The sequence below is a fragment of the Frondihabitans peucedani genome, assembly GCF_039537585.1.
GTDB classification, from domain to species: domain Bacteria; phylum Actinomycetota; class Actinomycetes; order Actinomycetales; family Microbacteriaceae; genus Frondihabitans; species Frondihabitans peucedani.
The window spans coordinates 235,693-254,062 of record NZ_BAABAU010000004.1; the positions used below are offsets into that span (position 1 = coordinate 235,693).

Genomic DNA, 18,370 nt, shown 5'->3' on the forward strand with positions numbered 1-18,370 from the left:
TCTCGGGTCGCGCTCTTCCTTCTCAGCTTCTGCGTCGGGGTGCCTTCATGAGGAGATCAGCTCTCCGCGGCGCCAGAGTCCTCCACTGCCGACTTCGTGCCCCTGCCCCTCCGGAGCGGTGAGGCGTCTCGCCGCGTCGATCCGGTGGAGTATTCGCAGGATGTAGTGGAGAATCTGCGTATGCACTTGGATACGGATATACCAGAGCTCGGTCCCGACTCGGAGTTCGCCGAACTGGCAGCCGAGGTGTTCGCGATGCTGGCGGACGCCACCCGGGTGCGCATCATCCTGGCCCTCCGCACCGTCGAAGAGCTGTCCGTGAACACCCTGGCCGATCTCGTCGACAAGAGCCCCGCCGCGGTCTCTCAGCACCTCGCGAAGCTCCGCCTCTCGAAGATGGTCCACACGCGCCGCGAGGGCACGACCGTCTTCTACCGGCTGGTGGACGAGCACGCGTCTGCGCTGGTCATCGACGCCGTGAAGCAGGCGGAGCACGTCGTAGGGAGCCCTTCTCACCACGAACGCTCGGAGAGGCGAGCATGAGTCGCCCGACCGGCCCGCAGTCGCACGACCACTCACACCCCCATGACCACGACCACCCGCATGACCACGACCACGACCACGCGCACGGAGGCGTGAAGGGGTTCCTCTACGACCTCTTCGTGCCTCACACACACGATTCCGCCGAGTCCATCGACGACGCGATGGAGGCCAGCAGCGCGGGCGTCCGCGCCCTCAAGATAAGCATGTTCGTCCTGCTCGCCACGACGGTCCTGCAGTTCGTGATCGTCCTCCTCACCGGGAGCGTCGCCCTCCTGGCGGACACTATCCACAACTTCGCCGACGCTCTCACCGCCGTGCCTCTCTGGATCGCCTTCGTCCTCGGCCGCCGCATTGCGACGCGTCGGTACACCTACGGATATGGTCGCGCCGAAGACCTCGCGGGGATGTTCATCGTCTTCGTCGTCGCCCTCTCCGCCGTCATCGCAGGATGGGAGGCTGTCAACCGGTTCATCCACCCGCGTCCGATCGAGAACCCGTGGCTCCTCATCGCCGCCGGCCTGATCGGCTTCGCCGGCAATGAGCTCGTCGCGATCTACCGCATCCGCGTCGGACGCAGGATCGGCTCCGCAGCTCTCGAGGCCGACGGCGTCCACGCCCGCCTCGACGGGTTCACGTCTCTCTCGGTCGTCCTCGGCGCGATCGGCATCCTCGTCGGATTCCCCCTCGCCGACCCCGTCATCGGCCTCCTCATCGCCGTCTCGATCCTGCTGCTCCTCTGGGGCACGGTGAAGTCCATCGGCGCGCGACTCATGGACGCCATCGATCCCGCCCTGATCGAGAAGACCGAGCATGCCCTCGAGCGCTCGGAGGGCGTCACCGCCGTCCAGGATCTCCGCCTCCGCTGGGTGGGCCACCGACTCACCGGCTCCGCCTCCATCGTCGTCGCGGCGGAATCCCTCCGGGAGGCGGGCCACGTCGCAGAGCACGCCCGCGGCCACGTGCAGGAGGCACTGCCGAACCTCGACACCTTCACGGTCACCCCGGTCGCGGGCCGCCACTGAGAGGCACCACGAGGAGGAGCACCGGCGGCGACTCAGTGCTGCCGGCGGTAAAGTGCACACACCAGTGCAACTTAGGCGTACACTGGAGTCATGACCCAGCAGCCGACCACCGTGCGCCGGGCGGCACCCCGCACGCGCGCACCGCGCCGAGACGCCGCCGAGAACCGCGAGGCGCTGATCCTGGCGGCCGCGACCCTGCTCAACCGCGATCCGAGCGCCTCCCTCGAGGCCATCGCCGCCGAGGCCGGTCTCTCACGCCGCGCCATCTACGGCCACTTCGCCACCCGCGACGCCCTGCTCCGCGAGCTCGCCGTCCACGGAGCAGCCCGCATCAACGCGGCCATGCTCGGCGAGTCGAGCAGGAGCGACGCGCAGGATCCCGCCCTCCAGCTCGCCCAGACCGGCGCGCGGATCTGGCGCGAGGTCGACCACATCCGCGTCCTGGCCCTCCTCACCGTGCGAGGCCCCCAGGTGCAGCTCGTCGGAGACGCGCTGAAACCGTTTCGCGACCACGTGCACGACATCGTCGCGCGCGGCGTCGCCACGGGCGCGTTCCGCTCCGACATCCCCGTCCCCACCCTCTCGCGCCTCGTGGAGAGCGCCGCGATCTCGGTGCTCGACGAGGCCGTCCGCCACGATCTCCCCTCTGCGGAGGGCCGACGCCTGGCGGTCCTGTCCGTGCTGTCCATCGCAGGATTCTCGGCAGCCGACGCCGACGCGATCCTGCGCTCCCTCGACGACCCCGCTCAGGAGGCCACCCGATGAGACTCACCCTCGACGCCGTCGGGATCGGCGACGGTCCCGGCGCCGCACTCCCCGCGACCTCGGCGGTCGCGACGACCGAGACCCCCGGCATCGCCGCGGTCGAGACAGAGGGCGCCCCCACGCTCGCGTCGCTGATCGCCGGCGGCAGGATGACGCCCGAGACCGGCCGCGTGCTCCTCGACGGGCGCGACGATCCTGCCCGCATCCGCGAGCTCTTCGCCCTCGTCGACACCCCCACGGTCGCCGAGCCCTTCCCCGACCTGACCGTCCTCACCGTCGTGCAGGAGGACCTCGTGCTCGCCGACCAGCGCGGCAACCGCGAGAACGCACGCCTCTTCCTCGAGGCGATCGGACTGCCGGAGCACGAAGACACCCGGTTGAACGCCCTGCCGACCGAGGCGCGCGTGCGGCTGCTCAGCGAGCTCGCCGTCCTGCGACCGGGCGTGCAGGGTCTCGTGATCACGTCGCCCGAGCGCCACGGCGGCGATACCGAGGCCTGGTTCCGCGTCGTGCAAGACCTCTCGGCCCGCGGCTTCACGGTGCTCGTCGTGACCGGCGTCGCGGCCTCGCTCCACCTCCAGCGCCTGCTCCCCGCCGACGCAGCCCTCCCCGCCGACGCAGCACCCGCTGCCGACGCGCCCCTCCCGGTCGACGACGGCGTCGACGCGACCCCCGCCTCCCCCGCCGTCTCGCCCGAAAGCCCTCTCGAACAATGAAGATCCTCGCCCTCATCCGCACCGAGCTGAAGCGCCTCACGGCCACCCCGCTCGCCCGCCTGGCCCTCGTCGCCCTCATGACCGTGCCGCTCCTCTACGGCGGCATGTACCTGTGGGCGAACCAGAACCCGTACGCCAAGCTCGACCACATCCCGGCCGCGATCGTGAACACCGACGCGGGCGCGAGAGACGCAGACGGCAACGCCGTGAACTACGGCGACAAGGTGACGAAGCAGCTGGTCGACGGCAAGGACTTCGACTGGCACGTCGTGTCGCAGAGCCAGGCCGACAAGGGCCTGAGGGACGAGACCTACAACTTCGTCTTCTCGATCCCCACGAGGTTCTCGAGCGACCTGACGTCGGCCTCGACCACCGACCCGACCCCCGCGAAGATCGGCCTGACCACCAACGACACGACGAGCTACCTCTCGTCGACGATCGCCGACCAGGCCGGCAAGACGATCCGGGCGACGGTCACCGCCGAGGTGGGCAAGACCGCCGCGAAGACGCTTCTCGTCGGGCTGAACGACGTCCGCGACAACCTGAAGACGGCAGCCTCGGGGGCCGGAGACCTCGCGTCCGGCGCCGCCACCCTGAAGTCGGGCCTCGGGTCGGCGCAGGTCGGCGCAAAGTCCCTCGCCTCGGGCACCGCGCAGCTCTCCTCGGGCGCCGCCACCCTCGACGACGGCCTCCAGACCCTGAAGTCCTCGACAGCCGCGCTGCCGCAGGCGACCAGCCAGCTCGCCTCGGGCCTCGACACCCTGAAGGCGCAGACCGCGTCGCTGCCGTCCGACGCCGCGACCCTCGCTTCCGGCGCCCAGCAGGTCGCTGCTGGCAACAAGGCGCTCGACACGGCCGTCTCCGGCGGCGTGAGCACCGCAGACCAGGCCGTCAGCGCCCTCCCCGCGCAGCTGGCCGCCGCCCAGAAGGCGCAGCAGCAGGCCTTCGACGCGGTCTCGGCGCAGGCGGGTCTGACGGCCGACCAGAAGGCCGCCGTCCAGCAGGTGCTCGATGCGGCGAGCACGAGCACCGCCACGACGCTCACCACGACCGCGAAGACGACGCAGGCGCAACTGACGGCCCTGCAGCAGCAGACTGAGAGGCTCCAGGACGGCAGCGCCCAGGTCAGTGCCGGGGCCTCCCGGCTCTCCGCCAGCGCTCCCGCCCTGGTGAACGGCATCGCGCAGCTCGACGCCGGAGCCGACCAGCTGAACTCGAAGACGCCGGCTCTGACGAACGGGATCGCGAGCGCCGCCGCAGGATCCGCCTCCCTCGCCTCGGGCGCCCGGTCTGCGGCCGCCGGAGCCTCCTCCCTCTCCTCCGGGCTGTCCAAGCTCGACGCGGGCGCCTCCTCGCTCGCCTCCGGCGCCACGAAGCTCAGCACGGGCCTCGACGACGGCGTGAAGCAGATCCCCGCGACGACCGCCACCAGCCGCGACCGCCAGGCCGCCGCCATCGCCGACCCCGTGAGCGTCAAGGACTCCTCGATCGCCAGCGCCGGCAACTACGGCGCGGGCCTCGCCCCGTTCTTCATCAGCCTCGCCGCCTGGATCGGCATGTACGCGCTGTTCCTCATCATCAAGCCGATCTCGAAGCGGGCCGTCACCGCCGTCAAGGCACCGGGCAGGATCACGCTCGCGGGCTGGCTCACGCCTGCCGTCCTCGGTCTCGTCCAGATGCTGGCCCTGTTCGCCATCGTGCGCTTCGCCCTCGGCTTCGACGTGGTCAATCCGGTGCCGATGATCGGGCTCATGGTCCTCGCCTCGGTCACCTTCGCCGCGATCATCATGACCCTCAACGTCTGGCTCGGGAGCGTCGGGCAGTTCCTCGGCCTCGTGCTGATGCTTATCCAGCTGGTCACGGCGGGCGGCACGTTCCCGTGGCAGACGCTTCCCGGTCCGCTGGCCGCGCTGCACTTCGCCCTGCCGATGAGCTACGCCGTCGACGCGATCCGCCAGCTGATGTACGGCGGCAACATCGCGGGCGCCTGGAGCGACGCCGGAGTCCTCGCGCTCTGGCTGCTGGGAGCCCTGCTCCTCTCGCTCGTCGCCGTGCGGCGCATGACCCGCAACCGCACGATGCGCGACCTGCGTCCCTCCCTGATCGGCTGACCCTTGCCCTATTCAAATACAATATGTTAGATTAGGCGGACCTACTTCGAGGAGCCGCCGTGTCGACCGAGCAGATCTCAGCCACCGTCCCCCGGAGGCGAGCGCCCGGGGTCGCCACGGCGGCGGGCAGGTCGGCCGCCGCAGACGCCGTGCCGATCCTGCTGTTCGGGGTCTTCGCAGCCAGCATCCTCACGTCCTATCAGCTCGGCGACGGCCTCCAGACCGCCTTCCTGGTGGGGATGCTCGTGATCACGCTGATCATCCCGCTGCTCCGGTGGCTGCTCGCCGACGCCGACCTGTCGGCGTTCCTCGTGATCCCGACGGTCCTGTCGGCCACGCAGAACGTCTTCCTCCTCCCGATCGCGGCCGACATCAGCCAGTCGCAGCTGCAGTTCGTGATCATCCTCAACTTCGCGTACGCGATGGTCCTGGCCCTCGCCCTGTCCCTCTTCACCCGCCGAGACGACGCCACCGACAAGGCAGCGCACGGCCGCAAACGCCTCCTGTTCTCGGTACTGCTGTGCGCCGCGATCCTGACGGCCTACGCAGCAGCGACGGTCGTGCTGTTCAGGCCGAATCTCACCAGCGCCCTCGCCTCCTACCGCAACCTCGTGACGCCGTTCCTGTTCCTCCTGATCGGCCTCTGGGCGAGCCGCACGACGGCGGCCGACCGCTTCCTCCGTCTCCTCGTCCTCCTCGGCGTCCTGACGGTCGCGTTCGGCTTCTTCGAGTGGGCCACACCGGGCTTCTGGCAGGCCACGCACCTCGAGACCCTGTGGGCGAAGAAGGGCATCACGGTCGCCCAGTCGACTGGGCTGCCCTCCAACTTCTTCTCCTCCGAGCAGTTCGACGGCGAGCTGATGAGGCGCATGGCGTCGTCCTTCGCCGATCCGGTGAACTTTGGCACCTTCCTCTTCATCGCCTTCCTCGGAGCGTGGTTCCTGAAGCACCGCCTCCTCGCCGTGCTCTTCATCGTCGCCAGTGTCATCGCGGTCAGCAAGGGCGCCATGCTCGGCTTCCTGGTCTTCTTCGCCTTCTGGACGAGGCACGCGCTCCCCCGGCCGATCCACTACCTCGCCCTCGCCGTCGCCGGCGGCGCCGGCATCGCGTTCCTCGTCTTCAGCTCCGACAACTCGACCGGCAGCACCGAGGCTCATATCGGCGGCTTCACGGCCGCGTTCACGGAGCTGCCTCAGCACCCGCTCGGCAGAGGCCTCGGCAACGTCGGCGTGCTCGCCAGCCTCTTCGGCGACGGGGAGGTCAGCGAGATCCGCGAGAGCGGTCTCGGAGTGGTCATCGGCCAGCTCGGCGTCGTCGGCCTGGGCGGGTACGTCGCCTTCTTCGTCCTGCTGCTCCGGGCCGGCAGCAAGCTCACCGACCCCCGCCAGAGGCTCCTCGTCCTGGGCGCCGTGGTCGGCTTCGCCCTCAACATGATGTTCAACGAGGTCGCTCTCAGCCCGAACTCGGCAGCGCCGTACTTCCTCGCGATCGGCCTCGTCCTCGGCAGGGCCGGCGCCCGAGAGGAGGCATCGGAAGCGAGAGCGACAGCCCGCGTCCGCAACCGCTCTTCCCTTTCGCGTTCTACATTGATATATTAATGTATCGGGTCAACCCGCCCGAGATCACCACGACCAGGGAGTCGACCATGGAACTCAGCGACATCGCCCACCTGCTCCGCAAGGGCAAGTGGTTCATCTTCTCGCTCGCCATCATCGGGCTCGCCCTCGCGACGGCCTACACGGTCGCCGCCCCGAAGACCTACCAGTCGTCGACGTCCGTGTACGTCTCCGTCCGAGCCGAAGGCAGCACCACGGCGTACGAGGTAGGTCAGGGCAGCGGCGCTGCCGCCCAGAAGGTGAAGGGCTACCTCAACGTGGTCCGCAGCAGCATCATCCTCGACCCCGTCATCAAGAACCTCGGGCTGGCCACGTCCTCCACTGCCCTCGCTGGTCAGCTCGTCGTCACGGCACCCAACGACGCCAACCTCATCCGGATCAGCGTGACCGACGACTCGCCCGAACGGGCGGCCAACATCGCCGACGCCGTGGCCGCATCGCTCAAGACCGTCGCCACTGAGCAGCTCGACCCCGGCACCGACGGGAACGAGAGTCCCGTGGCCCTGTCGGTCACCGAGCCGGCCGTCGCGCCCGAGCACCCTGCCTCCCCGAACCTCCGCCTCAACCTCGGGCTCGGGCTGGTCTCCGGGCTGGGTCTCGGCCTGGGAGCAGCGTTCCTCCGGAGCGCTCTCGACAACCGGATCCGCAGCGCTCGCGATGTCGAGACACTGACCGACACCCCGATCCTCGGGGCACTGGGGCTCCTGCCCGACGCCGACAAGGCGCCCCTCATCGTCCGCGACGCTCCTCGCAGCCCGCGCACCGAGTCCTTCCGCGCCCTCCGGACCAACCTCCAGTTCGTCGGTCCCCGGGCCGAGTCGCGGAGCTTCGTCATCACCTCCGCGATGCCCAGCGAAGGCAAGACGACCGCGACGACCAACCTGGCGATAGCCCTGGCCGAGGCGGGCTCGCGGGTCCTGCTCGTCGACGCCGACCTCCGCCGCCCCCGAGTCGCCGACATCATGGGCCTCGAGGGCGGAGCCGGGCTGAGCGACATCCTGATCGGGCGCGCCGAGATCGACGACGTCATCCAGCCGTGGGGACGCGGCGGGCTCACGGTCCTCCCCGCGGGCAGCGTGCCCCCGAACCCCAGCGAGCTGCTCGGTTCCGAGGCCATGCGCGCGCTCCTCGAGACGCTCGCCGCCGACTACGACGTCGTGCTCCTCGACGCGCCGCCGCTCCTGCCTGTCACCGACGCCGCGGTCATGAGCACCCTCACGACCGGAGTCCTGGTCGTCGCAGCAGCCAACCGCACGCGGACGCACCAGCTCTCGTCCGCCCTCGACGACCTCGAGCGGATCGGCAGCCGAGCCCTCGGTGTCATCCTGACCATGATGCCGACGAAGGAGGCCGACGCCTACGGGTACGGCGCCTACTACGGGGGCGACCCGATGAAGACCTCCGCGTCGTCGCCGACCACCGCCCCGCTCTCCCTCGAGAGCCCTCGCCGCGTTGCCGCCGCGCGTCGCATCGCACACCAGTGAGGCCAGAGCGAGAGGGCGCCGTCCGCGCTGCGGGCGGCGCTCAGCGTCCGTTCTCCGTGCTCCTGGTCTGCACCGGCAACATCTGCCGGTCCCCCCTCGCCGAGGCCGCGCTCCAGCGCGGCCTCGCTGACTACGGTCGCGAGCAGGAGCCGCCTCTCGGCCCCGCGTCGATCACTGTCACGAGCGCAGGCACGCGGGCCGAACCAGGAGCACAGTCGCCGGATGACGCAAAGACGACCGCTCGCCGTTCCGGGCTCGACCTCGACGCCCATCGCGCGCGGAAGCTGACCGCCGGGCTCCTGGCCGAGAGCGACCTCGTCCTCGGTCTCGATCGCTCGCATCGGCGAGCCGTCGTCAGCCTCGCCCCACGCGCCTCCCGAAACACCTTCACCCTCCTCGAATTCGCGCGAGTATGCGACTCGCTCGCCCCTTCCGAGGTGAGCGAGCTTCGCGAGGCCGCGCCCGACGGACCAGCGCGACTCCGAGCCGCGGTCGCGACGGTGGCGGCTCTCCGGGGCACACTCCCGGCTGCGGCCGACGAGCTCGACGTCCCCGACCCCTACCGGCGTGGTCTCACCGCCTACGAAGTGTCCAGCGCCGCGGTCCTGTCCGCCTGCGAGGTCATCACCCGCTTCTTCACGCGGCTCAACGACTGACACCGCGTCGGCCTCCCCCAGCGCCACCCGCCGGTTCGCACCGGCGGGTGGCGTTGTCTCGTTCCCGCCCCACTGACGTCGCGCCACCGCCGGCGTCGCGCGTGCGCAGCCCGGGGCCACGTCGAAAGGCAGCCGCGAGTCGTGCACACCCGCCGCTCGGTGACGACCGGCATGAGGCAGAGCCCGACAGGACGTCGCACTCGGCAGGACGCCGCGCTCTGCAGGAGGCGGGCGGCGGACTGATGCCCCGTGCCCATCGGGCCGGGGCACAGCGACATCGAGCAGCCACCCCGGCGGACGACTCGAACCCGCGACGATGCGGCCCGCCGTGGCGCGACCATCTCTGACGCGGCCCGCTCTCGGCTACGCGCCAGTCAGGCGAGCCGCAGACGGGACGGCAGACGCGCGCCCAGCCTGACCAGCACCGACATGTCGGCACTGTGGATCCCGAAGAAGTCGCGTGCCCGAGCCCCCGAGACCCGCGACAGGAGTGCGACGTTGAGCCACCCGGCGACGATGCCACCCACGGCCGTCGCGAGGGCCGCCCCCAGCGCTCCGAAGGACGGCGTGAGCAGGATCACGAGCGCGACGTTCACGAGACATGCCGCCGAGAGAGCGAGCGACCGGAGGCCGGGTCGGCCGACAGCGCTGAGCCCGACACCGGCGATCGAGCCGGGGTTGGACAGGATCAGGCCCGCGAGCAGCACCCAGCACACCGGGACAGCCGCAGTGAAGTCGGCGCCGAACAGGACGGGGAGAGCCCACGGCAGGATCGCGGCGAGGCCGACGCAGACGGCCGTCACGAAGAGCGTGGAGAGCCTCGCCGCCCGAGCCAGCGACCCGTCGTCCGCTTTGGCGGACTGCGCGGAGAACAGGACGTCGCGGACGGCGCTGTTGATGACGAGGGGGAGGTCGGCCACCGTCGCGGCGACCGCGTAGAGGCCGAGCACCTCGACTCCGGCCAGTGGCCCGATGAGGGCCTGGTCGAGGCGCAGCAGGAGGACGCCGGCGACGCTGCCGATCCAGATCCGCACGCCGTAGCCGAGGAGGTCGCGCGCACCGAGCGACGGGATCCGGTCGGCGTCCACCACTGCGGCGGAGATGCCGCCCCGGACGAGCATCGGCAGGTAGACGAGGGCCCCCAGGACGGGCGAGGCCGCGAGGATGACGACCGACCAGGTGACGTCGAGCCGGCCCGCCGTCCCGAGGAGGACGAATGCGGCGAGTCGAGCTGCCGCGGTGACGAATCGCTCGGCGGCGACGAGGTTCCAGCGCTGCTCCCCTGCCGCGATGGCCTGCAGGAGCATGCCGAGGAGCGACGGCACGAGGGCCAGGCTGGCTATCAGCACGAGCCGCTGCACCGAGGCGTCGCCGCCCGAGAGGGATCCCGACAGCGAGGCGACGACCACGAGGACCGCGAGCCCTGCTCCGACGAGGGCGAGCGCCGCTCGACCGGCCAGCCTCTGACGCAGGACCGGGTGCTTGGCCAGGAAGTGCGTGATCGCCGACGGGATCCCGAATGCGGCGAGCGACGTGGCGAGGAGGAGGGGCGCTGTAGCCGCCGCGACCTCTCCTCGGCCGGAGGCGCCGAGCGCGTGGGCCATGACCGGGGCGGTCGCCAGGGCGGCCAGCGGAGCGAAGACGTTGCCGAGCAGCGTGACGAGCAGGTGCCGCGCCGTCGTCGCGCCCTGCGCGGGCCGGGTGCCCGGACGACGGATGCTCACGCGGCGACCTCGAGTCCGGTCAGCCAGTCGCTCCAGCAGGCCGCATTCTCCGCCGCCACGTGGGAGACCTGCTCCTGGAAGTCGACGGGCCCGCGAGCGAACGCACTCTCGATGGCGGTGATCCACTCGGACGCTCGATCGGCCGTGGAGAGTCCCTCGGTGGTGACGAGGAGCTCCGAAGCCGGAGGGAGGAGTTCGGACAGGCTGCTCTCGGCCGGGCCGATGAAGGGGGTCCCGATCTCGATGCAGCGGACGGCGATGTCGCTCTGGAAGAAGCGGCGGTAGGGGATCAGGACGACGTCGCTCGTGGCCATGAGGTTCTCGAGCTCCGCCTCTGGCACGAACTCGTCGGTCACCGACCAGCCCTCGACGGCAGGCCACCGTCGGCCGTGGATCTCGAGGACCGCCTTCGACTCCAGCGAGCGCCCGATCTCGCGGAGGACGTCGAGGTCACGGTCGCCCTTGTACTGTCCGACGACTCGGACGACCGGGGTGGAACCCTCCGGCGTCGTGGTCGCCGGGCGCGGGGTCACGGGCAGCGGCACGATCTCGGCCGGACGCTGGTAGCCGGTGGACCGCAGAGCATCTCGAGCGGCGGTCGAGTGGACGACGATGCGGTGGCGACGGGAGAACAGCCGCCCGAGCAGCTGACTGACTCGCGAGTAGCCGACGGCTTGCACGAGGGGCACCGGGTTGTGCAGCATCAGGCGGCTCTCCGCCTTCCGGCCCAGGATCACGCGCAGGATCACGAGGTCGAGGAACCCGAGGACGGGCCACGTCACGATCGCCGTGGTCGGCGCCGACCCCCGGAGTGAGCGCCGGACGGACAGCAGGACGCCGACGTAGCGGACGAGCCAGCGGAGCTTGGACCCATCGCACCTCGACGGCTCGTCGAAGGCACGGACGTCGACGTCGGCGCCCGCTGCCTCCAGCGTCGAGGCGAGGGAGCCGGTGTAGTGGCCGAGGGCGCCGCCCAGCGGGTTGATCAGCACGGTGCGGCGAGAGAGGGACTCCGATTCGTGGAGCCAGCGGTCGGCCTCGAGCCGACCGTCGATGTCGGGGAGATCCGCGGCGATGTCAGAGGGTGCCACGGGGGCTCGCAGGGCGCCGATGATCTGCTCGGTGAGCCGCTCGACGAACTCGGCCCTCTCGATATCGACGGGGACGACGCGGTGGCCGTGCGCACGGAGCCAGGGAGCGAGCCCCGTCTGATCGGTCGTGACGACGGTGGCACCGGCGGCTAGTGCCTCTTTGACCGGCAGGCCGATCTGCTCCCTCCAGCGGCCCTCCGGCTGCGACGGAGCGACGACGACGGAGGCCGACGCGACCGACTCGAGCAGCGCGGGGCGCTGGAGGTGGCCGAGGAAGCGGCGGCTCTGCGGTCGCTCCTCCACCCAGGTGGACACCTCGTCGGCGAAGGGCCCCGGGCCGGCGATCGTCAGGCGAGCACCCGGAACGACCTCCTCGACACGAGGCCAGGCCTGGAGGAGGAGGTCGATCCCCTTCCTCGCTTCGAGAACCCCTGAGAACACGACCTCGGGAGACCGAGCCTCCCGGGTGGTTTCCGTTGTCCGGGGTGCCGCGGGAAGCTCGAGGAATGTCTTCGCCTCTTGAGGACGGAACCCCGGGAGCGAGCGGTAGGTCGCCTCGGAGGAGGGGCTGGCGAACGCGATCCTGTCGATGACGAGGCTGCTGTAGGCGCCGACCGCGTGACCGACGAGCCGTGCGAGCCAGGCCGGGCAGTGCCGCCGGCCGGCGACGAGCGCCGAGAGCCGGTTGTTCTCCATCGCATACGTGACGAGGCTTCGGGGGCGACGCAGGAGACGCCCTGCGGTCTTCCAGGTCAGGCCGAGGAGCACGTTGGCCAGGAGGAAGCGCATCCAGAGGGGTTCGGGGAGCTCGAGCGTCCGCGCCCGCGAGGTGACGAGTGTGACGAGCGCGCGGACGAGGGAGACGCGGCGGATGCCGACAGGCAGCGGCGACGAGCCGAGGTCGAAGTTCTCGCGCAGGTAGAGCAGCTCGGAGTGCGGCTGCTCGGCGAATCGGGCGAGGTGCACAGCCCTCAGCTCGGGAACCAGTCGGAGGGACGTCGCCGGGGTGTCGGCCAGTGCTCGAGTCGCCTGCGTCATGGTCGCTCCTGTCGTGGGGTTCGGATTACCCACAGACTAGTAAATATTTTGCATACTGTCTACAGATGTAGAACTCCACCGCGTTTTCCGTGTATAAAAACCCCATGCCTCCAAGCGCTGCCTCCCACGACGATCCGTCGCGCCCTGCTTTCCGAGAGGACATCGAGGGGCTCCGAGGCTGGCTCGCTGCCGTGATCGTCCTCTACCACCTGGTCGGCATCCCGCTCGGAGGCGTCATCGGTGTCGACGTGTTCTTCGTCATCTCCGGCTTCCTCATCACCGGCCTCCTCCTGCGGGAGCTCGACGAGACCGGCCGCGTCTCGCTGGCCGCCTTCTACGCCCGACGTGCGCGCCGCATCCTGCCGGTCGCCGGCGTGGTCCTCGTCGTCACGGTCGCCGCCGCACCGCTCGTCTGGTTCGCACCCCGCGCTGTCCGGACAGCCCTCGACGCCGTCGCTGCCGCCTCCTTCGTCGAGAACTGGCACCTGATCGCCTCGCAGAGGTCGTACCTCCAGCACGACGCGGGGGTGAGCCCCCTGCAGCACTTCTGGTCGCTGGCAGTGGAGGAGCAGTTCTACATCGCATGGCCCCTCGTGGTCATCGCGGGTGCTCTCGTCGCCGCCCGCTTCGGGAGCGTCGCCCGCCGGAGGAGCAGGACGAGGGCCGTGCTCTCCGTCGCCGCGATCGCCTTCCTCGTGCCGAGCGTCGCCCACGCCTCGATCCAGACCGCGTCGGACATCGATGCCGCGTACTTCGACACCTTCTCCCGCGCGTGGGAGTTCGTCCCCGGGATCCTGGCTGCGACCGGGCGACCCCTGCTCGCTCGCGTACCGCGGCACTGGCGACGCGTGCTGCTCTGGACCGGCGCCGCCTCGATCGCGTTCGCCTGCGTCTTCGTCGACCCGCACGTCGCCTTCCCCTGGCCGCGAGCCGTCTTCGCCACGCTCGGGACGGCGCTGATCGTCGGATTCGGCACTGACGACGAGGGGCTCATCACCCGGCTCCTGGCGCTGCCGCCGGCACGCTGGCTCGGCAAGCGCTCGTACTCGCTCTATCTGTGGCACTTCCCGGCGGCGGTGATGATCCCCGCGGTGCTGGGGCGCTCGTGGTGGGCGCTCCTGGCGGCACTCGCCCTCACCGGACTCCTGACGACGCTCTCCTACCGGCTCGTCGAGCGCCCGGCCCTCCGGTCGGGCTGGCTCCGCCGCCTCGAGAGTCCGCCCGACCGGCGCAGGAGGCACCACCGGCGGCGCCTGGAGCTCGCAGGAGTCGCGGGGCTCGCGCTGGTCGTCGTCGGGTCCGGATCCCTTCAGCTCGCCGCGCCGGAGAAGCTGGGCGATCCTCTGAGCCTCGCCCTCCCGCTCGGAGGCTCCGCGACCGGCTCCGCGACGGGCTCCACGCCGGCATCAGCGCAGCCGTTCTCCTCCTCGTCGATCGGGGCGGGCGTCCGAGAGGGTGCCGACCGCGACTCCTGGCCGTCCTCTCTCAGCCCGGCTCTCGACAGGGCCTTCGGCGACAGTCTCCCGGCGGCATTCGATATGGCGAGCGGGTGTCGCAACGATCCTCGGCAGGCGGGTGCTCCCCGATCCTGCCTGTGGAATCCCGACGGGAAGCGCACGGTGACCCTCATCGGCGACTCGACCGCGGCCGCCTGGAGCAGCGCCGTGACGACCGCTCTCGTGCCGCGGGGCTGGCGGGTCGAGGCGCTCTCCTACAACGGGTGCTCGCCGTTCGACGTCCCGACGCCCCGAGCGGTCGGCTCGCAGGCGGACTGCCGGCGCAGCCGGTCGAGGCTGATCGAGCAGGTGGCGGAATCCCACCCCGACCTCGTGCTCGTCTCGAGCGGCATCGCGTCGTACAGCGATCTCGCGACCGAACACGGCCGCCGCGCGGCGGACTCGCTGTGGGCGGCGGGAACGCGTCGGACGGTCTCCCGGCTGGCGGAGCTCAGTCCGAGGGTCGTCGTCGTCGAGAATCCGCCGCCGGGGCAGTCGGTCGTGGACTGCGCGACCCGCGCGGGATCCCCCCGGGAGTGCGCCTCGCACGTCGGGCGAGATCACGTCGATGCGGGAAGAGCCGAACTGCAGGGGATCCAAGACGCCGACACCTCGCGCCCGACGCCGGACAGTGGGATCGCCAGCTACCTCCCGACCCGTCAGTGGTTCTGCACGAGCGCGGGGGTCTGCCCCGTGGTCGTCGGCGGCCGACTCGTCCGCCCCGACCGCTCGCACCTCACGGACGCGATGTCGAGGGCATTGGGAGGGCTCCTACGCGAGGCACTCGGCGATTAGGGCTCGCGCACCCACGACCGACGGGAGTCGACGAGAGACGCGAGCTCCTCCTCGTAGCGACGGCACACGCCCTCCCAGGTGTAGTGCTGCCGAGCCCGATCCCGAGCCGAGGTGCTCAGCGACTCCTGGCGCGCCGGATCGGACAGGAGATCGCTGAGTGCCTGGGCGATGGCGCCGGGCTCCGGCTGGACGAACTCGCCCGACGCCTCCAGGACCTCGCGGTTGTACACCGTGTCGCGAGCGACGATCGGGGCGCCGCAGAGCATGGCCTGGACGAGCGCGGGGTTCGTGCCGCCGACGCTGTGCCCGTGGAAGTAGGCGCCCGCGTGCTGCCAGAGGGCGAGGAGCCGCTTGTCGTCGCTGACGTGCCCGAGCCAGGTCACGCGGTCGGACTCGGCAGCGAGCCGTTCGACCCGCTCGTCGAACTCGCCGCCGTAGCCGCTCGAACCCACGATGACGACGTCGTGCTCCTCGGCGACGAGACGGGCCGCGTCGATGAACTCCGAGATCGTGTTCTCCGGGACGAAGCGCGCTACTGCGAGCACGTAGCGCCGGTGCTGCAGGCCCTCCTCGACGGGCAGGTCCCCCGGCTCCTCCCCGCCGTAGGGGATGAAGACGGCGTCGCGCCCGAACTCCGAGTTCCACCGGCGGACGATCTCGCGGGCGTCACCGACGAGCCTGGTGCCGAAGCGCGCGGTGAACCTCGCACCGCTCTTGAAGACGAACTTCGCCAGAGCCCCCCACTTCGCCCGCTCCCACTCGATCCCGTCGACGTTCACGAGGCTGGGAATGCCCCGCAGCGACAGGAGGGGCAGCCAGAACCCGTTGGCGACGTTCATCACGAGGACCGCGTCGGGCCGCCGACGGACCGCGTCGAGGACGGCGGTGAACCCGTACGAGAGCGTGCTGACCGACTTCGTCTCGACCCCGCCCGTGATCCTGGTCCGGACCCGGGGATCGCGGTCCGGATCGTCATCGCGGGTCGACCCGTCTCGTCCATAGACGGTGACGTCCCACCCGGCGTCGGCCAGAGCCGGGGCGATCTTCCGCACCGCGGTCTCGAACCCGCCGTAGTAGCTCGGGTAGCCGCGCGTGCCGATGATGGCGACGGTGCGGGTCGGGGCTGATTTCGGCATGGCGGTCTCCTCGGATTGCCGGGCGGGATGCAGGATCGGGGTCAGGCGCGCTCGGCCTCGATGGCCGCGATCGCCGTCGGGTCGGCGTCGTCGAGGAACGTCGTCAGACGCTCCACCTCGGCGTCCTCGCCGATGGCGGCGGCGCCGCGCCTCAGTGCGTAGAGCGCGCGGAGGACGCCTCGATTGGGCTCGTGCCGCCACGGGACGGGCCCCTGACCGCGCCAGCCCGCCTTCCGAAGGCTGTCGAGACCCCGGTGGTAGCCGACCCGGGCGTACGCGTAGGCCTCGAGGCGCCTGCCCGACTCCGCCGTCTCGTCCGACAGGAGCGCCCACAGGAGAGGCGCCTCAGGATGAGCGATGACGGCCTCTTCCAGCGGCAGGCTCTCGAGAGCCGCAGCGACGGCCGGATCGTGAGGAAGGAGGGTCTCGGGCACACCGAGGAGATTCTGCGAGGTCATGCAGTCACGGTAGCGGGCAGGAGCCGGCTCGCGCCCGCTCGGTGAGTCGACTCACGCGATCCGCGCGTGGCGCACGATCCAGGAGTGCATGACGACGGCGGCTGCTGCGGAGGCATTGATGCTGCGCGTGGAGCCGAACTGCGAGATCTCGAGGGTCGCATCGGCCGCGGCGAGCGCTTCGGCGGAGAGCCCGGGGCCCTCCTGGCCGAAGAGGAAGACGCAGCGGGCCGGGAGCTCGAAGCGCTCGATCGGGACGGAGCCCTCGACGTTGTCGATGGCCAGGAGAGGCAGGTGCTCGCGGGACGACCACTCCAGGAAGGACTCGACGTCGGGATGATGCGTGACGTGCTGGTAGCGGTCGGTGACCATCGCCCCGCGCTTGTTCCACCGCCTCCGACCGATGATGTGGACAGCCTCCGCGCCGAAGGCGTTGGCGCTCCGGACGATGGAGCCGATGTTGAGGTCGTGCTGCCAGTTCTCGATCGCGACGTGGAAGGGGTGCCTCGTGGAGTCGAGGTCGGCGACGATGGCCTCCATCGACCAGTACCGGAACCGGTCGACGACGTTGCGGGTGTCGCCCTCTCGGAGGAGCACCGGATCGAGACGGGGGTCGTCCGGCCAGGCGTCAGGGCCGCCGGGCCACGGCCCCACTCCGTGAGTGGTCCACTCCGGATGCACTGCGGGGACAGGCGACCGGCCGGACTCGGATTCAGGCATCCGATCAGCGTACCCGGCGACGTCCCGGCCCTCGTCGGCCCAGTCCTCGCCCCGCGACCCGTCAGTCAGAGGGACAGGACGGGAGGGGCGGCCAGGATCGCAGCGAGCTCGCTCGACGTGCAGGCGGCCGCGATCTGCCGGTCGTTGCGACCGCCGGCCACGTTCTCCTCGAAGAGTCCGGCGCCTCCGAATCTGCCTGCTCCTCGGATGGGAGCGAAGTCGTCGTCGAGGAGGAGCCCGACGGGGCGGACGCCCGACCCCGCCGACACGGCGAGACGGTGGATCCAGACGTCGTCGGCGTGCGGTGCGAAGGTCTGGAAGCGGACTCCCTCGTCTCGCAGGGCGTCGAGGACGGCGGGTGGCAGGAGCTGCCCCATGCACCCGGTGCCGAAGTGCCGGAACGACACGGTCGGCGAGTCGGCTCTGGTCCAGGTGGCGTAGGGCGCGATCCTGCCCTCCTCGACCCGGATCTCGTGGGCCCGGTGAGCCAGCACGGTGTCGGGGTGGCGCGTTGCCGTGTCGACGAGGGTCTCGAGCCAGCCCGCCGGCACCAGCCAGTCGTCGTCGGCGGTGACGAGCGGCGCGACATGGTGCGTACTCGTCAGGGCGAAGGGGAACGACTTCTTGTAGGGCCCGAAGTCGTCGCAGAGCAGGATCTCGAGGCCTCGCCGCTGCAGGCGCCGGAGCGACCGCGGAGGCCTCCGCACGACGTCTCGGTCGTCCAGCCAGAGCAGGAGGCGCGACGGCCTCAGCGACCCGCGGCCGATGCTCTCGATGGCGAGATGAACGAAGCGGATTCTCGCTCCGTAGCTCGTCAGGCTGACGACCGGGCCCTCCGGATCGACGAGCGGACGGCGGCCGAACCAGCCGAGGAGAGCGAAGCGGAGCATCAGCGCGAGGGAGCGGAGGCCTGCGAAGCGATCGCGCGGAGCGTCGAGGGTCTGCAGGATCGTGGTCTTCTCGGGGAGGGGCACGGGGTTCCTTTGCTTGGTGTCGTGGACC

At 70.7% G+C, this 18,370-nt stretch carries 15 protein-coding genes; 9 read left to right on the forward strand and 6 right to left on the reverse strand.

Annotation, left to right across the window (positions count from 1 at the left end; translation table 11 throughout):
• Window positions 1-180 precede the first annotated feature (180 nt).
• The 8 genes from ABD733_RS14505 (at window position 181) to ABD733_RS14540 (ending at window position 8,913) form a co-directional block, all read left to right on the forward strand.
• A complete protein-coding gene (locus ABD733_RS14505; protein ID WP_344797460.1) occupies window positions 181-543 on the forward strand; it encodes an ArsR/SmtB family transcription factor in 363 nt (120 codons plus the stop codon).
• Complete coding sequence (locus ABD733_RS14510) at window positions 540-1,565, forward strand: cation diffusion facilitator family transporter (protein WP_344797462.1); 1,026 nt, start codon at window positions 540-542, stop codon at window positions 1,563-1,565. Before ABD733_RS14505 ends, ABD733_RS14510 begins: the two co-directional genes overlap by 4 nt.
• 90 nt (window positions 1,566-1,655) lie before the next feature.
• Window positions 1,656-2,330, forward strand: coding sequence for a TetR/AcrR family transcriptional regulator (locus ABD733_RS14515; RefSeq protein ID WP_344797464.1), 675 nt, complete (start codon window positions 1,656-1,658; stop codon window positions 2,328-2,330).
• On the forward strand, window positions 2,327-3,046 hold the full coding sequence (locus ABD733_RS14520; RefSeq protein ID WP_344797466.1) for a P-loop NTPase family protein: 720 nt from the start codon (window positions 2,327-2,329) through the stop codon (window positions 3,044-3,046). The genes ABD733_RS14515 and ABD733_RS14520 overlap by 4 nt, the downstream gene beginning before the upstream one ends.
• The gene (locus ABD733_RS14525; protein WP_344797468.1) at window positions 3,043-5,157 is read left to right on the forward strand and encodes a YhgE/Pip domain-containing protein; all 2,115 of its coding nucleotides are present in this window, start codon (window positions 3,043-3,045) and stop codon (window positions 5,155-5,157) included. The genes ABD733_RS14520 and ABD733_RS14525 overlap by 4 nt, the downstream gene beginning before the upstream one ends.
• 59 nt (window positions 5,158-5,216) lie before the next feature.
• Window positions 5,217-6,755, forward strand: coding sequence for a hypothetical protein (locus tag ABD733_RS14530; protein WP_344797470.1), 1,539 nt, complete (start codon window positions 5,217-5,219; stop codon window positions 6,753-6,755).
• Between the two features lie 47 nt (window positions 6,756-6,802).
• A complete protein-coding gene (locus ABD733_RS14535; RefSeq protein ID WP_344797472.1) occupies window positions 6,803-8,257 on the forward strand; it encodes a tyrosine-protein kinase domain-containing protein in 1,455 nt (484 codons plus the stop codon).
• Complete coding sequence (locus ABD733_RS14540) at window positions 8,254-8,913, forward strand: arsenate reductase/protein-tyrosine-phosphatase family protein (RefSeq protein WP_344797474.1); 660 nt, start codon at window positions 8,254-8,256, stop codon at window positions 8,911-8,913. Before ABD733_RS14535 ends, ABD733_RS14540 begins: the two co-directional genes overlap by 4 nt.
• Window positions 8,914-9,287: 374 nt before the next feature.
• Here ABD733_RS14540 and ABD733_RS14545 read toward each other — a convergent pair whose 3' ends face one another.
• Together ABD733_RS14545 and ABD733_RS14550 are read right to left on the reverse strand one after the other, a co-directional pair.
• Window positions 9,288-10,637 (reverse strand): oligosaccharide flippase family protein, encoded by a 1,350-nt coding sequence (locus ABD733_RS14545; RefSeq protein WP_344797476.1) that lies wholly within the window; start codon window positions 10,635-10,637, stop codon window positions 9,288-9,290.
• Window positions 10,634-12,766, reverse strand: a complete 2,133-nt coding sequence (locus tag ABD733_RS14550) for a glycosyltransferase (RefSeq protein ID WP_344797478.1) — start codon at window positions 12,764-12,766, stop codon at window positions 10,634-10,636. The genes ABD733_RS14545 and ABD733_RS14550 overlap by 4 nt, the downstream gene beginning before the upstream one ends.
• Before the next feature lie 104 nt (window positions 12,767-12,870).
• Here ABD733_RS14550 and ABD733_RS14555 point away from each other — a divergent pair, with 104 nt between their 5' ends.
• Window positions 12,871-15,057 (forward strand): acyltransferase family protein, encoded by a 2,187-nt coding sequence (locus ABD733_RS14555; protein WP_344797480.1) that lies wholly within the window; start codon window positions 12,871-12,873, stop codon window positions 15,055-15,057.
• Here ABD733_RS14555 and ABD733_RS14560 read toward each other — a convergent pair.
• The 4 genes from ABD733_RS14560 to ABD733_RS14575 all read right to left on the reverse strand — a co-directional run bounded on the left by ABD733_RS14560 (window position 15,054) and on the right by ABD733_RS14575 (window position 18,342).
• Window positions 15,054-16,193: a glycosyltransferase gene (locus ABD733_RS14560; protein WP_344797482.1), complete on the reverse strand. Its 1,140-nt coding sequence runs from the start codon at window positions 16,191-16,193 to the stop codon at window positions 15,054-15,056. The genes ABD733_RS14555 and ABD733_RS14560 overlap by 4 nt on opposite strands.
• Window positions 16,194-16,234: 41 nt before the next feature.
• The gene (locus ABD733_RS14565; RefSeq protein ID WP_344797484.1) at window positions 16,235-16,651 is read right to left on the reverse strand and encodes a DUF3151 domain-containing protein; all 417 of its coding nucleotides are present in this window, start codon (window positions 16,649-16,651) and stop codon (window positions 16,235-16,237) included.
• 51 nt (window positions 16,652-16,702) lie between these two features.
• Complete coding sequence (locus ABD733_RS14570) at window positions 16,703-17,368, reverse strand: TrmH family RNA methyltransferase (RefSeq protein WP_344797486.1); 666 nt, start codon at window positions 17,366-17,368, stop codon at window positions 16,703-16,705.
• 65 nt (window positions 17,369-17,433) lie between these two features.
• The gene (locus ABD733_RS14575) at window positions 17,434-18,342 is read right to left on the reverse strand and encodes a hypothetical protein (RefSeq protein ID WP_344797488.1); all 909 of its coding nucleotides are present in this window, start codon (window positions 18,340-18,342) and stop codon (window positions 17,434-17,436) included.
• Between the last annotated feature and the right edge of the window lie 28 nt (window positions 18,343-18,370).

Excerpts from the sequence above, each read along its gene's own strand:
- ABD733_RS14515 (WP_344797464.1), top strand. The coding sequence starts at position 1,656 with ATGACCCAGCAGCCGACCACCGTGCGCCGGGCGGCACCCCGCACGCGC.
- ABD733_RS14525 (WP_344797468.1), top strand. The coding sequence starts at position 3,043 with ATGAAGATCCTCGCCCTCATCCGCACCGAGCTGAAGCGCCTCACGGCC.
- ABD733_RS14560 (WP_344797482.1), bottom strand. The coding sequence starts at position 16,193 with ATGCCGAAATCAGCCCCGACCCGCACCGTCGCCATCATCGGCACGCGC.
- ABD733_RS14505 (WP_344797460.1), top strand. The coding sequence starts at position 181 with ATGCACTTGGATACGGATATACCAGAGCTCGGTCCCGACTCGGAGTTC.
- ABD733_RS14510 (WP_344797462.1), top strand. The coding sequence starts at position 540 with ATGAGTCGCCCGACCGGCCCGCAGTCGCACGACCACTCACACCCCCAT.
- ABD733_RS14550 (WP_344797478.1), bottom strand. The coding sequence starts at position 12,766 with ATGACGCAGGCGACTCGAGCACTGGCCGACACCCCGGCGACGTCCCTC.
- ABD733_RS14555 (WP_344797480.1), top strand. The coding sequence starts at position 12,871 with ATGCCTCCAAGCGCTGCCTCCCACGACGATCCGTCGCGCCCTGCTTTC.
- ABD733_RS14565 (WP_344797484.1), bottom strand. The coding sequence starts at position 16,651 with ATGACCTCGCAGAATCTCCTCGGTGTGCCCGAGACCCTCCTTCCTCAC.
- ABD733_RS14520 (WP_344797466.1), top strand. The coding sequence starts at position 2,327 with ATGAGACTCACCCTCGACGCCGTCGGGATCGGCGACGGTCCCGGCGCC.
- ABD733_RS14535 (WP_344797472.1), top strand. The coding sequence starts at position 6,803 with ATGGAACTCAGCGACATCGCCCACCTGCTCCGCAAGGGCAAGTGGTTC.
- ABD733_RS14570 (WP_344797486.1), bottom strand. The coding sequence starts at position 17,368 with ATGCCTGAATCCGAGTCCGGCCGGTCGCCTGTCCCCGCAGTGCATCCG.